Source organism: Desulfoplanes formicivorans, from assembly GCF_001748225.1.
GTDB classification, from domain to species: Bacteria; Desulfobacterota; Desulfovibrionia; order Desulfovibrionales; family Desulfomicrobiaceae; genus Desulfoplanes; species Desulfoplanes formicivorans.
In genome coordinates this window covers 138,918-154,074 of record NZ_BDFE01000008.1, presented here as the reverse complement: position 1 = coordinate 154,074, position 15,157 = coordinate 138,918, and the positions used below count along the sequence as shown (strand labels likewise).

The following is a 15,157-nucleotide window of genomic DNA, read 5'->3' as shown; positions in this document are numbered from 1 at the left end:
GTTTTCCACGGCCGACTGCCATCTTCACACCTGTTTTCATGCATGCTTGATTTCACCACCTGGCCAACCTCACGCATCCACGTGGACATTGCCGGACGAACCTGGGCTCTTGAGCGTATCGCCGACCTTGAAACCCTGTGGGACGCCATGGAAGATGAGGGAGACGACAACCATATTCCCTATTGGGTTGAACTCTGGCCTGCCAGCCTGGTCCTTGCCCGGTGGCTTGAGGACAATCCGGAATCCATCCGGGGCAAACGATGTCTGGATCTGGGCTGCGGCCTGGGCCTCACGGCCCTGATTGCCTCATCTCTGGGTGCCCGGGTCGTGGCCTTGGACTATGAATGGCCTGCGGTTTATTTTGCCCGGAAAAACACGGCCATCAACCAGGTTCCCTCTCCCTTGTGGGTTCAGATGGACTGGTGCAGGCCGGCTTTCAGACCGGCAGTTTTCGACTGCATCTGGGGAGGCGACATTCTCTACGAACAACGCTTTTTCGAACCCATTGCCACCCTGTTCGACAGGATGTTGGCCCCTAAAGGACGCATCATTCTTGGTACCCCGGAACGTACGGTCACCCAGCCGGTATGGGGTCAACTCATCCAGAAGGGCTGGCAGGTCCGAGAAATCGAAACCACCCGACAGGCCCTCCATACCATGGACATGTCCGTCAAGCTCATGCAGCTGACCCTGTAATCCCAGAGGGTATCCATTGTCCTTTGCCCCTTTTCATTGTAAATGAGGATGACCTGTCCGACAGACTGGTCCAGATCCTCTACCATAGAGGTGCCCCACGGATCATCCATTTGTAAACCATGTTGTCGCAAGGAGAACCTGCATGGGCAAAACTATCCGCTTCGGGATTTCTCTGGATTCCGAACTCCTCGATAAATTCGACGCCCTGTGTGAAGAAAAATGTTATCAGACCCGATCCGAAGCCATTCGCGATCTCATCCGCAACACCCTTGTGGAAGAAGAATGGAAAGATCTGAACAAGGAAATGGTTGGTACGCTCACCCTGGTCTACGACCACCATCAAAGCGATCTGGCCCAGAAAATCACCGAGATCCAGCATAACGCCCTGGACGTGATCACCGTGAGCATGCACGTCCACCTTGACCACCACAATTGCATGGAAGTGCTCATCCTGCGGGGCGAGGGAGAGCATATCCGCCAGACCTCCCAGCGACTGATCTCCACCAAGGGGGTCAAATACGGAAAACTCAGCCTCTCGACCACGGGTAAGGAAATCATCTAGATGCAGGATATTCAGAGTGGCCCGTCACGGGTCCCCCTGGCCATTGACAGGGTCGGGGTCAAGAATCTCACCCACCCCCTGATCGTTCGCGATCGGGAACAGGGACAGCAGCATACCGTCGCCACCATGGACATGAGTGTCGATCTGCCTGCGGCGTTCAAGGGAACGCACATGAGCCGTTTTCTCGAGGCATTGGGAGATTGGACCGGGATTCTCGATTACGCCAGCTTCAAGCAATTGCTTGAGGATCTGACCATTAGACTCCAGGCCAAGCGGGCCCATCTGCACTTCAGTTTTCCCTATTTCCGGGAGCAGAGCGCGCCAGTGAGCAAGAGTCCGGCCCTCATGGATTACCAATGCTCCCTGCAGGGCAGGCTCGAAGGCAGAGACATGGAAATGATCCTCGGTGTGGACGTGCCGGTCATGACCGTGTGTCCATGTTCCCTGGCCATCTGCGACCATGGAGCCCACAGCCAGCGCGCCATGGTCAGGATCGAGGCCAGATTTTCAGGCCTCTTGTGGATAGAGGACCTCATCGATATTGGACAGCAGGCGGGATCGTCACCGGTTCACGCCCTGCTCAAGCGGGAGGACGAAAAATTTGTCACGGATGCGGCCTTTGACAATGCAGCCTTTGTGGAAGACGTTGTCCGCAATGCGGCCCAAAACCTGGCAAAGCACCCCCAGGTTCACGGCTACAAGGTCGAGGTGGAAAGCATGGAGTCCATCCACAACCACAGTGCCTACGCCTGCATAGAAACCATGTAATGGTCTGACAAAACATTGCCCACGCCGTGCAACCGTGGTACGAGCAGCTACAAAACCCTGTCATCATGTTTGGGATCACCATGAAGGCCGCCTGATGCCCCCCTGAATCCCGGCAGGGTACAAGCGGCCAGAGCCTGTAAAGAGGAGGATTGCCCATGTCCCTGGAAATTTCAGCCAGCGCCCTGCACGCCTTCCAGACACGGCAACAGGTCACATCCAACAATATTGCCAATGTCAACACCCCGGGTTTCACCCATGACCGGGTGGACATGCAGGAAACCTCCACCAGGGGTGTTCGGGCAACCATCCGTCAGGATGATAACCAACCACCCCTCCAGCCATCCAGTCTCCCCGACAAGGAAACCGCTCCCAGCACCACGGATCTGACCCGGGAAATGGTGGAGATGACCGCCACCCAGACGGCCTATGATGCCAACGCGACCACGCTTTCGTCCCAGGCCTTTCTCCAGGGAAAACTGATCAACGAAATGGTGTGACCCTTCGGGCCAGCCCCCCTTGTTTCATGTGCCGGTCAGTTGCCCTCGCGCATCTGTCAGATCCTGCGGTCTTCATACGGCGCAGATCCTGATCCTGCCATGCTTTGCCATCCCCTCCTGGATGCCTTCAGCGATTCCCATCCCTTTTTGTCATAAAATGTCTGACCAGACACCCCATCCATGCGGGGCGTCCTCCTCCTGACCAGACGTTCGGGACTGCTCAGACAGTTCCACCGGCTCCACCGCGCTTCCGACCTGCATGAAAAGGTTTACAAAAATTTCTGTCATTTTATTGACATAAACGGCCTTGCTCACATACTGATGCAAGACAAGCTTTGCAAAGAATCACTTTCGCACACGTGGAGTTCTCATGATGACATTGGACACTTCGGGAATCATCGGCCAAAGCCCGGCCCTTCAGGAGGTTTTTGCCATCCTAGGCAAGGTGGCCCCCACTGACAGCACGGTTCTGGTCAGCGGGGAATCCGGCACGGGCAAGGAACTCATGGTCAGGGCGCTGCATCGCAACAGCAAGAGAACAGGGGCTCCCTTCGTGCCGGTCAATTGCGGGGCCATCCCTGGCGAGCTTCTGGAATCCGAACTTTTTGGCCATGAGAAAGGAGCCTTCACCCATGCCATCAGAACAAGGGCTGGCCGCTTCGAGCTGGCTGATGGAGGAACCGTGTTCCTCGATGAAATCGGGGAAATGGACCTGAGCCTGCAGGTCAAGATCCTTCGGGTGCTGCAGGAACGCGAGTTCGAGCGGGTCGGCGGCACCAAAACCTACAAGGCCAACGTCCGAATCATTGCTGCGACCAACCGAGATTTGGAACAGGAAGTGGCCAAGGGCAACTTCCGGGAAGACCTGTTTTACCGCCTCAATGTCATCCCCATTCACTTACCACCCCTGCGGGAACGTCAGGAGGACATCCCTTTGCTGGCCCATTATTTCCTGCAAAAATTCTGCAAGCACCAGAACCGATGCCTCATGCGACTGGCTGAGGAAACTCAAAACATTCTTTTGTCATACTCCTGGCCGGGCAATGTCCGCGAACTGGAAAACTTCATGGAACGGTTGAGCATCTTGTGTGATGGGGACGTCATCACGCCGATGGATCTTCCGGACAAAATCCTTAAAGAAACCGGAACCAAAGTCTCTCCTCCCCCCAAGGTTCAAACCCGACCCATGGTTCAAGGCTTCCGCTTCCCGGCCGTGCGAGACATGCAGGAGCAGGGCGTGGGGCTCAAGGATTTCTTTGACATCATGGAAACCCACCTGCTCAAGGAAGCCCTGTATATGGCTGACGGCGTCAAAAATCAGGCTGCCGAGATTCTGGGGATCAAGCGTACTACACTGATCGAAAAGCTAAAAAAGAAAAAAATCACGTCCTGACCGGATGGAGATGCTTGTTGGCAGACATTGAGGGGCATCGCTTGGCTTGTGCGCAAATCTTGCCACAATTTTTGCATGGAGAAACAAAACACGGCTCAGAAGTTCATTTTCTTGCCGTATCGAAGTTCACTACCAGACTTTTTTCATGCATCTTTTCCCGACCCTGCCAGGTAGACCGACAACCATGGGTTCCCTCGCCGGCCTCCACGGTTTTTTTGCACGATCACACGTAATGACGCGTCCGAACCATGCCCATTGCAACCGAAAACATAGCGTACCATGAGCACAAATATCCCGTGATGACATTATTCCGGAGAGCACAGAACTTCCTTGTACTCTGCGTGGGAACAATCATGGCCCTGTGGCTTCCCGGCACTGCCCTTGGCATGACCCAATCGTGGCACCATTATCCCCAAAAAGAACGTCTTGTCTTTGCCTTTGACCGCACCGTCCCGACGTTCTCCCTCAAAAGAACCGGCCGGACAGCCATCACCCTGACCCTGCCGCCATCCATCTGGAACCAGGAGCCCCGGCCCGCGCCCATTGATCTCAGTGTCTCCAGGATGATAACCAATATAACCCCCTCTGAGCGTGCCATAACCATCCACCTCAAATCCCCTGCCTTTGGGTTTATCTATTTTCCCCTTCCAGGTGACCACAAACTTATTCTGGACCTTTTCCACGATCCCTTGGGAGCCCAATGGCAACCCTCCAAGATGGCCTTGCAGAAAAAAGCGCAGCAACAAGGACCGTCCGGCAAGGAATCTCCAAAGGCGCCTGCCCGTCGTGCACATGCTGCCCCGCAAGAAATCACGCCCGAACCATCTGGTTCTACGGCATCCACTCAAACCGTTCCTCTGCCCCCAACAGTCCAGCCCAAAAAGGGACAGTCTGTTGTCATCAATGCCACGGCTCTTCATTCGTCCGGGGATATCCCAGACAACACAGGGCCAAAAAGTCCGGGAACACTCCGCTTCAAGGTCAAATTTCAGACCGCAGAAGAAGCCTTTGGCGATGCTCATACACCCTTGGCAACTGCGCCAGCCTCACGTCCCACCAGCGGCAGAGCAAAAGCCAACAAGACCATTGCCCGCAATCAGCAGACTACACATGTTCGTACCGTTGCCCAAGACAGCAGCTCGCAACACGACCAGCACACCGAGTCATCATCTAAGGACAACCCTTCTGGATCTCCGACCAACCAAAACGATAAAGCCGCCTCCTTTGCCTCACCGCCGACGGATGCCACAACCAACGCAACAGCAGCTCCCTCTTTCAAGGAGCGCATGACCACCGCCAAGGGCACCTTGCAAAACGGAGAAATAGACGCGGCCCTGGACATCTTGCAGGACATGCTTGATCAGCCTGCACTGCCCGATGTTCTCGGGGAAGAGGCCTTGTACCTGAAAGCCGAGGCCCTGTTCCAAAAATTCCACAACGACTTGGACTCCCGTTTCCAGGAAGTCATGTCGGCGTTTCAACAAGCGATCAGTTTCAACCCTCAATCACCAAGACTGCCATCGGCCCTGCTGAGCATGGGGCTGATCAATGTCAAGGTGAACAATATTCCCGAGGCCCAGGCATATTTCAACCTCATCCGATCGAAATATCCCCATGACACCAATGTTCCCCTGACCTACTACTATATGGGTGAACATTATCTGAACGCCAAAGACTATCAGCAGGCAGCGGATCGTTTCCAATACGTAGTTCAGAACTATCCGGACAATGCCATAACGCAAAGCTGCGCCGTTGGCCTAACCAAGGCCCTCAAGGAACTTGGTTATTTCAAGCAGGCCTTTGAAATCATGGATTACGTGCAAAAACGCTGGCCACGCTACTACCTCAAGGACCCCGCCTTCCTCATGCTGGCCGGGTATATTGATTTCAAAAACAAGCGTCTTTCTGCTGCCAAGGAAGAATTCTGGACGTATGTCAATCTGACCCCCCAGGCCAAGGATGTGGACATCGCCCTGGCCCGGTTGGGAGATATTTACGTCATGACCGGCAAGACAAAGGCGGCTCGTCAAATTTACGAAAAAACAGCCGAACAATTTCCCGATCAGGAAGGTGGACTGATCGCCAAAATGCGTCTTGCCGAGGAAGGTGTTTTTGACAAGCCCTCCATCGACACCATGTTTTCCGTCTTTGACAAGCCCTATTCCCTGCGGCCGCAACAGGTTTACTCCCAGATCATTGCCACCTATCCCGACAGCCCCCTGGCCCCGGTTGCTCAGCTCAAATTGGCCATGTGGCAATTATGGAACGATCAATACAGGGATACCCTGCAGGCGGTTGCAGATTTCATCAACAACTATCCCCAACAGGAACTGACTCCCAAGGCCCTTGAGGTGGGCAACAAGGCCTTTGCGCAATTCACGGCCAAGGCCATTGAACGCGACCGGTTCAAGGATATTGTTTCCCTGTGGAATACCTATCCCTTTCTTCATCAATCTCCCGCGCCCATGGCCCGTCTGGCCGTGGCCACGAGCCTCTGGAAAACGGGCCATGCGATCCAGGCTCTCACGCTGGCCGCGCCGCTGCTTGCGAACAAACGCCCCCGGGAAGCCAGCTCCGGACCGGCCCTGGATCTGGCCCTGGCCATTCTGGTTCAATCCCAATCATGGCAGGACATCATCAAACTTTCCCAGGAAATCAAGGACTGGAAACTTTCGGCAAACCGGAAACGTCAATTCGAATACACCCTGGCCCTGGCCCATCAGAACCTGGGACAAACCGATCAAAGCCACCTCTTGTGGAAACAGCTGGCTGCCGATGTCGAACTTCCTGACGCCCAACGGGCCTATGCCCTGTATTTCATGGCCAAGCACGCCGAACAGGCACAGGATCTTCGCAACGAATACAACCTGGCCCACGAGGCCCTGTCCCTGTTTTTGAGTATGCCCGAACAGGATCTGCCCAAGATCCGGGATTGTCTGGACATGCTCATTCGGGTCACCTCAACGACCCGACGTCACCAGGAGGCCCTGAGCTGGGGACTGGAATGCGAAAAATACATGACCAAGGCCGATCCGTCCTGGCCGGCCCACATGTACACCCTTGCCAACCTGTTCAAATTGAATCAGGATAATGAGTCATGGAAAAATAAACTGGTGGCGATCACCAAGATGTATCCGGATTCCATCTACAGCAAGATGGCTGCCAGGGATCTGGAAGCGGATCAGCTGCAGGAAAAGCTGCAGCCCTTCAACTAAGGGGAGGAGACCATGGACAGACATCCCGTCGTAGCCGGTCAATTCTATCCCGACGATCCCCGCGCACTGCATCGTCAGCTCAACCAATACATGCCCCAAGGTACAGCTGCCTCCACCCGGCCGACCATCCTGGCCATGCTTCCCCATGCAGGCTATATCTATTCAGGAAGTGTGGCCGGGGAAACCGTGGCCAGAACCAGCCTTCACGAAACCATCATCCTGCTCGGTCCCAATCACACCGGTCAGGGAGCCCCCATTGGCCTCTGGCCTGACGGCTCCTGGCTCTTTCCTGGCGGCAGCCTTGCAGTGGACGCGGATCTGGCAGAGACCATCCTCCAGGCCAGTCCCCTCATCGCCGCCGACTACGCCTCCCACACGCGCGAACACTCCCTGGAAGTGCAGATCCCCTTTTTGCACGCCAAAAATCCGGACACACGCATCGTGCCCATCACCATTGCCGATCCTACGTTTGAAATCCTCGAAAAAGTGGGCATGGCCCTGGCCAGGGCCATCAGGACCGCAGCCAAACCGGTCAGCCTGGTGGTCAGTTCCGACATGAGCCATTACGTTTCCGCAAACACCGCACAAAAACTCGATGGCATGGCCATTGACCAGATCCAGGCCCTGGATCCCGAGGGCCTTTATGCCACCGTTCGCCACAACCACATCTCCATGTGCGGCGTCCTCCCCATGACTGCGGGGCTCATTGCTGCCCGCGAGCTGGGAGCCCGCAAGGCCTACCTGACCCGTTACGCCACTTCCGGAGACGTGAACGGAGAGTATGATCAGATTGTGGGATATGCGGGAATCATTGTCGAGTAATCAGCAGGATACAATCCATGAAAAAAGGCCCGCAAGCGGGCCTTTTTTCATGGATCTTATTTCATGGGAACATGTGCCGGGAAGCGATCCCCGACCTGCTCCCGCATCTACAACCCCTGCTTCATCTCAAAAGAGCGCACCGTGTTGATGAGCAATTGCGCGATGGTCATGGGACCAACCCCCCCGGGAACTGGGGTCATGGCCGCAACCTTGGACTCCAGGGCCTTGAAATCGCAATCACCAACCAGCCCGGCATCGGTCCTGTTGATGCCCACGTCCACCACAACAGCTCCATCCTTGACCATATCCCGGGTCACGAAAAGAGGACGTCCCACAGCCGCAAACACGAAATCCGCCGAACGAACCTCCTCGGCCAGATTGGCCGTCCGGGAATGACACACGGTCACGGTGGCGTTGCGCTGCAGCAGCATCAAGGCCAGGGGCTTGCCCACGATATTGCTCCGGCCGATGACCACGGCCTTCTTGCCGCTAACATCAAGTCCGTAACGATCAAGCAGGGTCATCACCCCGGCCGGGGTGCAGGACCTGAATCCCGGCAGCCCAAGAGTCAGACGGCCCACACTCACCGGGTGAAACCCGTCCACGTCCTTGTCCGGGTCAATGAGGTCAAGGCACCGATCGCTGTCCAATCCCTGAGGCACGGGGAGCTGCAACAAAATGCCGTGTACCGAATCGTCCTCATTGAGCTTCCGGATCAATCCCTCCAGCTCTTCCTGAGTGGTTGATGCCGGCAGTTTGTATCCCTTGGAAACAATACCCGCCTCGGCACAGGCCCGTTCCTTGTTGCGCACGTACACGGCCGAGGCCGGGTCTTCGCCAGCCAGAATGACCGCCAGTCCCGGAACCTTTCCGGTCGTACTCTTCAATATACCGACCTTTTCCCCCAGCTCCTTGCGAATGGCTGCGGCAGTCGCTTTTCCATCAAGCAGTATCATTATGCTATGCCTCTTCCTCTTCATCGTCGCCATACCATTCGGCTGCCATGGCCGGTCCGAAATACACGGCCTGGTCACCGAGTTCCTCTTCGATACGCAAAAGCTGGTTGTATTTGGCCAGCCGGTCACTGCGGCACAACGATCCCGACTTGATCTGTCCGGCGTTCACGCCCACGGCAAGATCGGCAATAAAGCTGTCCGAGGTCTCTCCGGAGCGATGGGAAATAACCGTGGTGTAAGAGGACTCCTTGGCCATCTCTATGGTATCCATGGTTTCGGTCAGGGTACCTATCTGATTGAGTTTGATGAGGATGGAATTGGCCACACCATGGATGATCCCGTGGCTCAATATGCCGGGATTGGTAACAAAAATATCGTCACCCACGATCTGGATGGTGTCCAGCTGATCGGTCATGTTCTGCCATCCTTCCCAATCGGATTCAGCCAAGCCGTCTTCCACGGAAACCAGGGGATATTTCCTGGTGTACTCCTCGTACATGTCAACGAGCTCCTGGGCAGAGACAACCTTGTTCTCCCCGGCCAGATGGTATTTCCCATCCCTGAAAAATTCCGAGGCAGCCGCATCAATGGCCAGAGAGATGTCCTTGCCCGGCTCGAACCCTGCGGCCTCAATGGCCCGGATAATGTATTCAAAGGCCTGGTCATGGCTCTTGAGATTGGGAGCGAACCCGCCTTCGTCACCCACGGCCGTTGTCAGCTTGTCCGCGGCCAGAATCTTTTTCAAGGCATGAAAGGTCTCGGCTCCCATGCGCAGGGCCTGGGCAAAATTCTCCGCACCCAGGGGCATGATCATGAATTCCTGAATATCCAGATTGTTGGGCGCGTGCACCCCGCCATTGATGATGTTCATCATGGGAACGGGCATAACCTTGGCGTTGACTCCCCCCAGATACTGATACAGGGGCATGTTCAGCTGACTGGCCATGGCACGGGCTGTGGCCAGAGAAACGCCGAGAATGGCGTTGGCTCCCAGGCGGCTCTTGTTTTCCGTGCCATCAAGCTCGATGAGCAACTGATCAAGCTCCACCTGACGTCTGGCATCCATGCCTTCCACATCCGGAGCAATCTCCTGGATGACGTTCTTGACCGCCTGCGCAACGCCTTTGCCCCCATAACGAGACTCGTCTCCGTCACGCAATTCCAGGGCTTCGCGGGTCCCGGTGGAGGCACCCGAAGGCACGGCCGCACGACCGACAACGCCCGACTCCAGACCAACTTCCACTTCAATGGTGGGATTGCCCCTGGAATCCAGGATTTCCCTTGCCCATACTGACTCGATATAACTCATGCCATCACTCCTCGTAGAAGGTTTTTTGTAAGAGAACACAAGAAACAGAATTTCTTTGCTTGCCAAGATCGCAGGATATGGGCGGTCGGCTCATGCCCGTCTCCCTCACGCACCGCTATTGCCGAGCACAACAGACAACAGGGTACATGCCCGGGCTCATCGCCCTTCCCCCTGTTCCCGGATCATGTCCCGATACGCCATGCGCAGGCCCTGCATGAGCAGATCGGGTTGGACATGATCAATACCCGAACAGACGGAAACGATCTTTTCGGCGAATCCACCCGTGGCCACGATCACGGCCCGATCATCCCCAAGACTTTTCTTGAGTCGATCCGTCAGCCCCTCGACCATGGCCGCGAATCCGTGGACAATGCCCTGATTCAGACTTGTTGCCGTATCCCGGCCGATCTCGACTTCCGAGCCCGTTGTCTCCAGACTGATCTGGGGCAGTTTGGCGGTTGTTGTTCCCAGGGCCCGCACCGAAGAGAGGACTCCCGGACAAATGAGCCCGCCGAGATAGGCATTGTCCTGCACACAGTCAAACGTGGTTGCCGTGCCGAAATCGATCAGGATCAGGGTCTTGTCCTCAAAGAGCCGACGTCCGGCAAAAGCCGCCACCAATCGGTCCGCCCCGACCTCCCGCGGTCTGGCGTAACGATTCTCAATGGCAAGGGGAATGTCGTGGGGAACAAAATAAATCGGGCAGGCAAAAAAACGTTGTGCAGCGCCGACAAGGATTCTGTCCAGGGGCGGGACAACCGAGGAAACCACCCAGGCCCGGACCTGGTCGGGCGCTATGGCGAAAAAGGAACACGCATCCCTTAGCAACAGTCCCAGAGAGTCGGACGTGTATTCCCGGGTCGGGACGACCAGGCTCTTTTCCACCCCGCGCAGGGAGGCAAGAGAGATTTTCATGTTCGTGTTGCCGAGATCAAAAAGAAACAAAGGATTTGTCATCACGCACATCCTGTTGACGCCATCACAAGGTCCGGGGAAGATGGAATGCCATTCAAACCAAACCCCTTGTCACTGCTACCGCCAGAGCCGTTCTCCGGGAAACCCGCCTTGTTGCGGCCACCAACATCTTTTTACCCTTTTCCCCCAAAAACTCAAGAACAGAGCCCATGAAAAAGGCGGCCAGCGGCCGCCTTGCGATTTCAATGTTCTCTCGGTCAGGCCCATGATGAAGCCACCGAGGGACAATGGTCCGTCAATCGTTTTCAAGGGTCGACGTATCCCCGACATCCTCACCCATTTCCTCGGCCTTGAGGATACGGCGCATGATCTTGCCGCTGCGGGTCTTGGGCAGTTTTTCCCTGATCTCGATACTCTTGACCACGGCAACAGGTCCGAGTTCCCTGCGGATATGATCCTTGAGCTGCTTGAGAAGCTCATCAGGATCTTCGGGGTCGTTATAGTCCTCATTGAGGATGACAAAGGCCTTGGCAACCTCGCCCTTGATGGAATCGGGCACGCCGATGACCGCGGCCTCGGCAACGGCCCGGTGAGCCACAAGAGCGCTTTCCAGCTCGGCCGTGCCAATGCGATGACCGGCGATGTTCAGGACGTCGTCGGAACGGCCCTGAATCCAGATGTATCCGTCTTCATCCTTGCGGGCCACGTCTCCGGCCAGATAGGCCCCCGGTACCTGACTCCAATAGGCTTCCTTGTACCGTTCGGGGTCCTTGTACAGACCAAGGAGCATGGACGGCCAGGGCCGTTTGAGAATGAGCTGTCCCCCCTTGCCCGGAGGAACGGGGTTGCCCTGTTCATCAACAACATCGGCCTCAATGCCGGGGAGCGGTTTGAACACCGACCCGGGTTTGAGCAGCGAGATGGGAAAGGGACAGATGATGAACGATCCGGTCTCGGTTTGCCACCAGGTATCAATGATCGGACACTCGGACCGGCCGATATTCTTGTAAAACCATACCCAGGCCTCGGGATTGATGGGCTCGCCCACCGAACCGAGCAACCGCAGGGTGCTCAGATCATGCATCTTGGGATATTGGGTGCCAAAACGCATGAGCATGCGGATGAGGGTCGGTGCGGTATAAAAGATGGTCACCCCGTACTTGGCAATCACATCCCACATGCGGTCGGCCTGGGGATACAGGGGATGGCCTTCATAAAGCACCGTGGTCGTTCCGGCCATGAGGGGGCCATAGACAACATAACTGTGGCCGGTGATCCACCCCACGTCAGCGGTACAACAGAAAATGTCCGTGGGCTTGATGTCAAAAACCCAGTTGAGACTCCGATGAACGCCGACCATGTACCCGCCATGACCATGCACAATTCCCTTGGGCTTGCCCGTGGTCCCGGAGCTGTACAGAAGAAAAAGCATGTCATTGGCATCCATGACCTCGGTGGGACACTCGGGGCTTTCCTGACGGACCAGGGCTTCATACCACAGATCCCTGGGTTCGTTCATTTCCACCTGGACGTTGGCCCGGTGAACCACCACCACGGTGTCCACGGAATCGCAGCCTTCCACAGCCTCGTCGATGACTTTCTTCAGGTTGATGGGCCGGCCGTTGCGATAAAAACCATCGGCCGTGATAACCAGCTTGGCCTGGGCATCGTTGATCCGCTCCCGAAGGGCCTTGGCGGAAAACCCGGCAAAGACCATGCAGTGGACCGCACCGATCTTGGCCACGGCAAGCATGGCAATGATCGTTTCAGGCAGGGGAGACATGTAGATGACAACCCGATCCCCTTTCTTGATGCCCAGGGAACGCAGGGCGTTGGCAAAACGGTTCACGGCCCTGTAGAGTTCATAGTAGGTGAATTTCTGGGTGTCTCCGGTCTCACCTTCCCAAATCAGGGCGAGTTTGTTCTTGTTGGCAGTGGTGATATGCCTGTCCAGGGCATTGTACACGATGTTGCACTTGGCCCCGGGAAACCACCTGTAAAAAGGCGGGTTGGAATCGTCGAGAACCTGATTCCACTTGCGAAACCAGTCCAGCTCCCTGGCGGCATCTTCCCAATAGCTCAAATAATCGTCATTGCCATTCCTGACGGCGGCATCATATTCTTGGGGATTGACATTTGCCTCGATAACCAGTTGCGGCAGCGGTCTGAAAACGCGTTCTTCCTGAAGCAGGGAGTCCAGTGCGCCGTTATGTTCCATGATATCCTCCTTGGTCGTGCCGGTGGATCAGCACTTCGTAAATGGGGGAGATTGAAATTGTCGAATGGTGTTCATCCTTGCCAGAGGATCTTGATCATTAATAAAGCTTGTGGCCCATTTTTCCCGACATGTAGATGAATAATCGGCTAAAGGCGGGCTGTCTGGGGTAAACGGTTGGACGGATCAAAACGGAAAAAAGGAACTCACGCCACGTTGCAGGGTCCATTTTTGTCAAAATCCAACCTTGCACCGACCCCAAAAAACCGCACAAGGGGCAAAATCGTCCCTCCATGCTCACCCGCCCATCCCGCAACGTCCTGCCACGACCTGCAAACAGCACGCATAACGCCAAGTCCTCCGGGCATGTCTTCTCCTTTGCAGCAAGGCCTCCCCCAAACAAAACAGGGAAACAGGAGGTTGCTCCCGTTTCCCGCAGACTGGAACCTCAAGCGGCCCCGCAAACAGGGGGAGAAGGTGCCGGGGCAGATGGCGTTAGAGATTGAGGAGCTGCTTGAGTTCACCAATGCGCCGGCGACTGATGGGCAACTCGATCTTTTTGCGGCCTGCCGTACGAAGCATGAAATTGCTGCCGGGCATGGAGGCGATTTCCGTGACCATTTCCAAATTGACCAGATATTTGCGATGAACCCGGAAAAACCGATGTTTTCTGAGTCGTTCTTCCAGATTCTTGAGCCGGTAGGAGGTCAAAAACTTGTCCCCGGAGGTATGCACATAGCTGTAATCCTCGTAGGCCTCGATGAAAACAATCTGGCTGTAGGGAATGAGCAGCAGTCGTCCATCCTGGTTGATGGGCAGTTTTTCGATCTCCACGGGCCTGGCCTGCCTCCGGTCCCATGCCTTGCGCAGGGCTTCAAGAAAGAGTTCTTCCTCTTTTTCGCCCAAAGCCAGTTGCAGGGTTTCCTCTTCTCCCCGTGATCTGGCCTGCAGGGGAACGGCCACCCCGCGGCCCTGTTCACGATGCGGAGGAAGGACCAGCGCGGCCCGTTGAATGGATCGACCAAGTCGTTCAACCGTGGCGGGCCAGAGCAGATAGTCCGTGGCGCCGAGTTCAAAACCCTTGAAGGCAAGGGATTCGTCCTTGGCCAGGAAAATGAGTATGGGCGCTGTTTTTCGTTGACCAAGGATTTGGGCCATTTCAATTCCGCTTACCCCGCCGGCCAGTTCCGTGCCGAGGAAAAAGACATCATAGGGAATTGATTCCAGCATTTCCAGAGCCTCGAACGAGGAAACAGCTTCCCCGAGGATCTTGACTCCCTTGACCTCGGCAAGCTTCTTCCGAAGTTCGGTACGGATATCAGGGTCCTGATGCACAAGCAGGCATGTAAGTTTTTTCATGGGCCGGTCCACGGTCGTTGTGGTACGAAAGAAATGTCAGGGCCGGAAAAGGCAGACTGCGATCATTTCACGGGAACGTACAGGGAATCACGATCGTGTGCAAGGTTCGGAAAAATAAACGTTCTTTTGACATCCTGACACATTTCGCAGCGGGATTAAGGTGGAAGATTGCCCTGATCACGCAACAAGGGGTCAACCCGGTATCACAAGCGAAAACGGTCGGGTGAGACTTTTTTTGGATTCCACCCATTATTTTTTCAATTTCTTCGTCGCAAGGACTAGCATTTTTTCCGAACATGGGATACGAACCTCATAAATTTTCTGCACATAATTCTGCCTGACCTATTTGGTTTTCATATAAATCAGGATCAAAGCCCATGACATGATGATCCTGATTCTGGCGATAAGCGATATTTCAATACCATTAGCACCAAATCAACTGGCTAAGGG

Annotated in this window: 12 protein-coding genes; 7 read left to right on the top strand and 5 right to left on the bottom strand. The window is 55.5% G+C overall.

The features are described from left to right. Positions 1-42: 42 nt before the first annotated feature. From DPF_RS03350 to amrB, 7 genes are all read left to right on the top strand, one after another. A complete protein-coding gene (locus DPF_RS03350) occupies positions 43-696 on the top strand; it encodes a class I SAM-dependent methyltransferase (RefSeq protein WP_069857453.1) in 654 nt (217 codons plus the stop codon). A 142-nt stretch (positions 697-838) separates the two neighbouring features. Further along, entirely contained in the window at positions 839-1,258 is a 420-nt protein-coding gene (nikR, locus tag DPF_RS13990; protein WP_069857452.1) for a nickel-responsive transcriptional regulator NikR, read from the top strand. After that, complete coding sequence (gene folE2, locus DPF_RS13985) at positions 1,259-2,026, top strand: GTP cyclohydrolase FolE2 (protein ID WP_069857451.1); 768 nt, start codon at positions 1,259-1,261, stop codon at positions 2,024-2,026. Positions 2,027-2,181: 155 nt separating this feature from the next. After that, complete coding sequence (locus DPF_RS03335; protein WP_069857450.1) at positions 2,182-2,523, top strand: flagellar basal body rod protein FlgB; 342 nt, start codon at positions 2,182-2,184, stop codon at positions 2,521-2,523. 373 nt (positions 2,524-2,896) lie between these two features. Continuing rightward, complete coding sequence (locus DPF_RS03330) at positions 2,897-3,916, top strand: sigma-54 interaction domain-containing protein (RefSeq protein WP_069857555.1); 1,020 nt, start codon at positions 2,897-2,899, stop codon at positions 3,914-3,916. Between the two features lie 353 nt (positions 3,917-4,269). Continuing rightward, complete coding sequence (locus tag DPF_RS03325; protein ID WP_176724150.1) at positions 4,270-7,131, top strand: tetratricopeptide repeat protein; 2,862 nt, start codon at positions 4,270-4,272, stop codon at positions 7,129-7,131. Between the two features lie 12 nt (positions 7,132-7,143). Then, the gene (gene amrB / locus DPF_RS03320) at positions 7,144-7,953 is read left to right on the top strand and encodes an AmmeMemoRadiSam system protein B (protein WP_069857448.1); all 810 of its coding nucleotides are present in this window, start codon (positions 7,144-7,146) and stop codon (positions 7,951-7,953) included. Positions 7,954-8,060: 107 nt separating this feature from the next. On the opposite strand, the gene folD is transcribed toward amrB, so the two are convergent. The 5 genes from folD to DPF_RS03295 all read right to left on the bottom strand — a co-directional run bounded on the left by folD (position 8,061) and on the right by DPF_RS03295 (position 14,707). Then, a complete protein-coding gene (folD, locus tag DPF_RS03315; protein WP_069857447.1) occupies positions 8,061-8,909 on the bottom strand; it encodes a bifunctional methylenetetrahydrofolate dehydrogenase/methenyltetrahydrofolate cyclohydrolase FolD in 849 nt (282 codons plus the stop codon). Positions 8,910-8,913: 4 nt separating this feature from the next. Beyond that, positions 8,914-10,218: a phosphopyruvate hydratase gene (gene eno / locus DPF_RS03310; RefSeq protein ID WP_069857446.1), complete on the bottom strand. Its 1,305-nt coding sequence runs from the start codon at positions 10,216-10,218 to the stop codon at positions 8,914-8,916. Between the two features lie 156 nt (positions 10,219-10,374). Next, a complete protein-coding gene (locus tag DPF_RS03305; RefSeq protein ID WP_231702117.1) occupies positions 10,375-11,175 on the bottom strand; it encodes a type III pantothenate kinase in 801 nt (266 codons plus the stop codon). A 253-nt stretch (positions 11,176-11,428) separates the two neighbouring features. Next, positions 11,429-13,351, bottom strand: a complete 1,923-nt coding sequence (gene acs, locus DPF_RS03300; RefSeq protein WP_069857444.1) for an acetate--CoA ligase — start codon at positions 13,349-13,351, stop codon at positions 11,429-11,431. A 492-nt stretch (positions 13,352-13,843) separates the two neighbouring features. Next, a complete protein-coding gene (locus tag DPF_RS03295; RefSeq protein WP_069857443.1) occupies positions 13,844-14,707 on the bottom strand; it encodes a LytR/AlgR family response regulator transcription factor in 864 nt (287 codons plus the stop codon). Between the last annotated feature and the right edge of the window lie 450 nt (positions 14,708-15,157).

Coding starts and splice junctions, on each gene's coding strand:
- folE2 (WP_069857451.1), top strand. CDS start 1,259: ATGCAGGATATTCAGAGTGGCCCGTCACGGGTCCCCCTGGCCATTGAC.
- DPF_RS03295 (WP_069857443.1), bottom strand. CDS start 14,707: ATGAAAAAACTTACATGCCTGCTTGTGCATCAGGACCCTGATATCCGT.
- DPF_RS03330 (WP_069857555.1), top strand. CDS start 2,897: ATGACATTGGACACTTCGGGAATCATCGGCCAAAGCCCGGCCCTTCAG.
- DPF_RS03335 (WP_069857450.1), top strand. CDS start 2,182: ATGTCCCTGGAAATTTCAGCCAGCGCCCTGCACGCCTTCCAGACACGG.
- eno (WP_069857446.1), bottom strand. CDS start 10,218: ATGAGTTATATCGAGTCAGTATGGGCAAGGGAAATCCTGGATTCCAGG.
- DPF_RS03305 (WP_231702117.1), bottom strand. CDS start 11,175: ATGACAAATCCTTTGTTTCTTTTTGATCTCGGCAACACGAACATGAAA.
- amrB (WP_069857448.1), top strand. CDS start 7,144: ATGGACAGACATCCCGTCGTAGCCGGTCAATTCTATCCCGACGATCCC.
- nikR (WP_069857452.1), top strand. CDS start 839: ATGGGCAAAACTATCCGCTTCGGGATTTCTCTGGATTCCGAACTCCTC.
- DPF_RS03325 (WP_176724150.1), top strand. CDS start 4,270: ATGGCCCTGTGGCTTCCCGGCACTGCCCTTGGCATGACCCAATCGTGG.
- DPF_RS03350 (WP_069857453.1), top strand. CDS start 43: ATGCTTGATTTCACCACCTGGCCAACCTCACGCATCCACGTGGACATT.
- acs (WP_069857444.1), bottom strand. CDS start 13,351: ATGGAACATAACGGCGCACTGGACTCCCTGCTTCAGGAAGAACGCGTT.
- folD (WP_069857447.1), bottom strand. CDS start 8,909: ATGATACTGCTTGATGGAAAAGCGACTGCCGCAGCCATTCGCAAGGAG.